Genomic DNA, 4,831 nt, shown 5'->3' with positions numbered 1-4,831 from the left:
CGCGTTCGGCGATGGCGCCCGCTTCGTCGGCGTGGGTGTCGGGCAGCACCAGCGCGAACTCCTCGCCGCCGTAGCGCGCGACGAATTCGCCGGGCCGCCGCAGCGTGCTCGCGAGCGCGCCCGCCACCGCGCCGAGACAGGCGTCGCCGTGCAGATGGCCGTAGGCGTCGTTGTACTGCTTGAAGTGATCGACGTCGATCATCACCAGCGACAGCGGCCGGCCCGCGCGCGCCGCCTGCCCGATCTCGCGGCGGAACTGCTCGTCGAAATAGCTGCGGTTGTAGATGCGCGTGAGCGCGTCGTGCGCCGAACTGTGCACGAGCGAAGCGTGCTCCTGCGCGAGCCGCCGGTAGAGCGCGGTCACTTCCCAGACCAGCACGCACACCAGCACGCCCGGCGCGAACATGCTGAACACGCGCGCAACGTACCAGCCCAGCGTGAAGCGCTCGACGCTCAGCGTGTTGAGCGCGACGTCGACGAACGAGGCGAGCAGCGCCACCACGATCCACAGATCGAGCACGAGCCGCAGCCGTCCTTTGAGCAGCACGACCGCGATCGCCGCCAGATTCAGCAAGCCGATGACGATGCCCACGGCGTGCGCCGCAAGCGGATTGCCCTGAACGCTCAACCCGCCCGGCGCGCCGACATGCGCCGGCCACGGCTGCGCGAAATCGACCTGGATCACGAGGACGCCGAGCAGCGCCGCGAGCACGGCGGGACCGGCGACGAGCAGCCAGCCGCGCGCGCCGTTATAGGCCGACGCCGCCGCCATCGTCGATGTCACGGGGCTCGCGCGGCTGCGCACGCTTTCCGCGACGATCACGAAGACCGGGAAGCCCGCGTGCCAGAACACCCACATCCACGCGGCGCTGTGCGGCCCCGCGCCGAGCAGGCCGGTGCGCGTGAACACGCCAGGAAACATCAGGAGCTGGAGCGCGACGGCGATGGCCGTGAACGCGTAGGCGCCGCCGAGCGCGCCGAGCATCGGCAGACGCGTGGCCGCGAAACGTCCGCCGAGCAGAAAGGCGGCGATGCCCGACGTGGTGAAGACGGTGAGCGCGCACATCGGCATGAAGGGCGCGACGGGCGGCAGCGCATCGCGCGCGCGGGGCGCGGCTAGGGCGAGCGCGAGCAGGATCGCGAGCGCGCAAAGCGCTGCGGCGATCGCCTGTCTGCGTGTTGCCGGTCCGATCAGCAAGCCGTCCATAAGGTATGGCCGATGTTGGATTGAGCGTCGATGACGAGCGCCTCGCGCGGGCGTTCGAGCCGCCCCGCGCGCGCATGCCGTCCGCATGAATTCGAGTCCTGCCTGTCCCCCGCACCGCCTCGGCTATTGTGCGCCCAAAGTGCCGCGATAGTGCTGCGGTAGTGCTGCGATAGTGCGCCGTTGTACGCGAACGCGATGCCCGTGCAGCGACGCTTGCGGACCGCCTGGAGACGCGTTCGCCGCTTCAGCAACGGCCCGTTAATGTTGAGTTTCCTTAACGAGCGCGCTACATTGGGCGCGCGTTTCGGGGCGCGTGAATAGACAACGTTTGCGCGCCCGATTTCCGTAATTTCCATGTAAGGATTGCCGATGGTGCATCGCGCAGCGCGCGACAACCGCGACGCGGAGTCCGGCCTGGCCGGCCGCGCGGGTCATGCGAAGCTGGCTGGCTGCGCAGCGGGACTCGCCGTCGTGTGGGCCGGACTCGCGCTGGCCGCCACGCTCGCGCCGCGTCTCATGATCGACGCGCGTGCCTGCGCGGTGCTGGCGAGCGCGTGTCTGAATCTGCTGCTCGCGTTGATCGGCACGCATCTCGCCATGCAGCGTACGCACGCGAGCACGCCGCTCTGGAAGACGCTACTGCAACTCGCGCGGCTCGCGTTGCGGCACGACCGCTCGAAGCCCGACGCCGCCGCGCAGCACGAAGCCTCATCCGCCGACGATGAACGCGCGCAGTGGCAAGCCTTGCTGCGCGCATTGCCGTGGCGGCCCGCCGTCGTGCCGCTTGGCGCGCTCGCGTCGATTGCGCTCGCGGTGTTCGCGTGGACGATGCCCGCGCCGGTTTCATTTTCCGCCGATATCGCCAATATGGCCGATGCGTCGGTTGCCGCGTCGGCCGGTTCGCACGCGCCGATGCTCGTCGCGGGCGTGGCCGCGTTGCTGCTGGCGTTCGCGGCGCTTTACGCCGAACGTGTGCAGACGCATCGCGCTTCGCTAGCGGCGCAAGCGTCACAAGCCGCACAGGATTCGCGCGAGCCCGCTGCGCTGGCCGGCCTGCTGCGCGTGATCCTCGTCGTGTCGTTGAGCGCGGCGGCGGGCGCGGCCTGGTTCGCGCAGACGGGCGAGGCGCTGACCTGGCTCGTGCGTCTCGTCGCCGTGTTGAGCGGCCTTGTCGCTGTCGAGCTGGCGGCGCGTTCGGTGTGGGCCGCGCTCGTTGCGGGACCGGCGTCGTCGTCGTCATCGTCGTCGGATACGGGGTTGCTGCACAGCGCACTCGCGAATGCGCTGCGCGTCGAGGCGCGGCCCTTCGCGGCGCTGAGCGCGCAGTTGCGCATGCGTTACGGCATCGATCTGCGCCAGAACTGGGCGCTGCAAAGTTTCGTGCGCCTGCTGCCCGCCGCGATCGCGACCGTGGTCGTGCTCGGCTGGCTGCTGGGCGGCGTCGCCGTGCTCGGTCCGGATCAGCGCGCCGTGTACGAGCGCTTCGGCGCGCCGGTCGCCGTCTGGCAACCGGGCTTGCACGTCGGCTTGCCCTGGCCGTTCGGGCGCACGCGCGTGATCGACAACGGCGCGGTGCATCAACTGATCGTCTCGGGCAGCGCGAACGACGCGAGCCAGGCCGCGCCGCCCGTCGCCGCCGACGCCGCGCCGCCCGATCAGCTCAATCGCCTCTGGGACGTCGCGCATCCGTGGGAAACGACTCAGGTGATCGCGGGCACGAGCGGCGATCAGCAGGCGTTCCAGGTCGTGAGCGCCGATGTGCGCCTCGACTACCGCATCGCGCTCTCGGACGCGGCGGCGCGCGCGGCGCTCTATCGCGCCGTCGATATGGACGAGACCGTGCGCGCGATCGCGAACCGCGCCGTGGTGCGCTATCTCGCCTCGCGCACCTTGCAATCGCTGATCGACACGCCGCAGACGGCGATGGCCAACACGCTGCGCGCGAGCGTGCAGGGCGAGCTGGACCGTCTCGCGAGCGGTATCGAAGTGATGGCGGTGGTGATCGAGAGCGTGCATCCGCCGGCGGGCGCGGCGGCGGCTTATCACGGCGTGCAGGCGGCGCAGATTCGCGCGCAGGCGAGCGTGGTGGAAGCGCGCGGTTTCGCGGCGGCCACGCTCGGCGGCGCGCAGCAGCAGGCGATCGAAGCGGTGGCGCAAGGCAGCGCCGATGCCGCCGACACGCTCGCCGCCGCCCGCGTGCAACAGATCGATTTCGACGCCGACGTGATCGCGCAAGGCCTCGGCGGCCCCGCGTTCGCGTTCGAGTATTACCTGCATCGCCTGCAAAAAGGCCTGCAAAACGCGAGCGTGACGATCATCGACGACCGCCTCGCGAGCGGCAACCGCGCGACCATCGACCTGCGCACTTTCACGCCGGCGACGGCGGCGGCGGGCGTGAGGCCGGCATGGTGAGCGGCGCGACATTGAGCGGGCATTCAACCGGATCAACCGGTTCAAACTTGAGCGAACCTTGAGCAAGGGTATTTGAACGTGGGCCACTATCACGCGCACGGCGATGCGCATTCACATCATCATCACGGTCATCACGGACATGCGCACGGCGCGGCGGGCGCGCCCGCGCCGCGTCCGCGTTTCGCGCTGCGCGTGACGCTGGCCGCGCTCTGCGTGCTCGTTGCGCTCGTGGTCGCGAGCTTCGTGCAGGTGCGCGAAGGCGAGGCCACGGTGATCACGCGTTTCGGCGATCCCGTGCGCGTGCTGCTCAAGCCGGGCCTCGCGTGGCGCTGGCCCGCGCCGATCGAAGCGGCGGTGCCCGTCGATCTGCGTCTGCATACGACGTCGAGCGGCTTGCAGGACGTGGGCACGCGCGACGGTCTGCGCATCATCGTGCAGGCGTACGTGGCGTGGCGCGTGCCGGAGAACGCGAACGACATCGGCCGCTTCGTGCGCGCGGTGCGCAACGAGCCGGACGAAGCGGCGCGGCAGATCCGCTCGCTGGTGGGCTCCGCGTTGCAGACGACGTCGGCCGGTTTCGATCTCGCCTCGCTGGTGAATACCGATCCCGCGCAGGTTCATATCCCCGAATTCGAGGAGCAGCTGCGCCGTCAGGTCGATGCGCAGGTGTACACCGCGTATGGCGTGCACGTCACGCAGGTCGGGCTCGAGAAGCTCACGCTGCCCGCTGTCACGCTCGCGGCGACCGTCGAGCGCATGCGCGCCGAGCGCGAGACCGTGGCCGCGCAGCGCACGGCGCAAGGCGCGCGCGAAGCGGCGCAGATTCGCTCCGACGCGGACCGCGACGCGCGCGTGCTGATCGCCGACGCCAACGTGAAGGCCGCCGAACTCGAAGCGCAATCGCGCAAGGACGCGGCCGCGATCTACGGCAAGAGCTACGCCGCCGATCCGCAGCTTTATACGATGCTGCGCTCGCTCGACACGCTCGGTTCGGTCGTCAACACCAACACCAATCTGATTCTGCGCACCGACGCCGCGCCGTTCCGCGCGCTCGTGCAAGGACCGCCGGGCCTCGGCGGCGCGCCCGCGACTTTCACGGCGCCGCCGCCGCACGCGAACGCCAAAGTCGCCGGAAAGTCCCGATGAGCACACGCGACGACTTCCCCGCGCTCGGGCCCGGCGCCCAGGCCGTGCGGCTGGCGTTCTGGTTCG

3 protein-coding genes are annotated in these 4,831 nt (G+C 70.2%); 2 read left to right on the top strand and 1 reads right to left on the bottom strand.

Annotation, left to right across the window (positions count from 1 at the left end):
- The coding region (locus G3N97_RS36745) for a sensor domain-containing diguanylate cyclase (protein WP_205997682.1) at positions 1–1,207 on the bottom strand (1,207 nt) is incomplete at its 3' end.
- A 369-nt stretch (positions 1,208–1,576) separates the two neighbouring features.
- Here G3N97_RS36745 and G3N97_RS36740 point away from each other — a divergent pair.
- The gene (locus G3N97_RS36740) at positions 1,577–3,619 is read left to right on the top strand and encodes an SPFH domain-containing protein (RefSeq protein ID WP_205997681.1); all 2,043 of its coding nucleotides are present in this window, start codon (positions 1,577–1,579) and stop codon (positions 3,617–3,619) included.
- A gap of 78 nt (positions 3,620–3,697) precedes the next feature.
- Complete coding sequence (locus tag G3N97_RS36735; RefSeq protein WP_205997680.1) at positions 3,698–4,765, top strand: protease modulator HflC; 1,068 nt, start codon at positions 3,698–3,700, stop codon at positions 4,763–4,765.
- Positions 4,766–4,831 lie beyond the last annotated feature (66 nt).

Source organism: Paraburkholderia sp. Ac-20347, from assembly GCF_017104805.1.
Lineage (GTDB): Bacteria > Pseudomonadota > Gammaproteobacteria > Burkholderiales > Burkholderiaceae > Paraburkholderia > Paraburkholderia tropica.
This window is presented reverse-complemented; position numbering and strand designations above follow the sequence as displayed.

Bases quoted from the DNA above. Each gene is read 5' to 3' on its own strand.
- G3N97_RS36740 (WP_205997681.1), top strand. From the start codon at position 1,577: ATGGTGCATCGCGCAGCGCGCGACAACCGCGACGCGGAGTCCGGCCTG.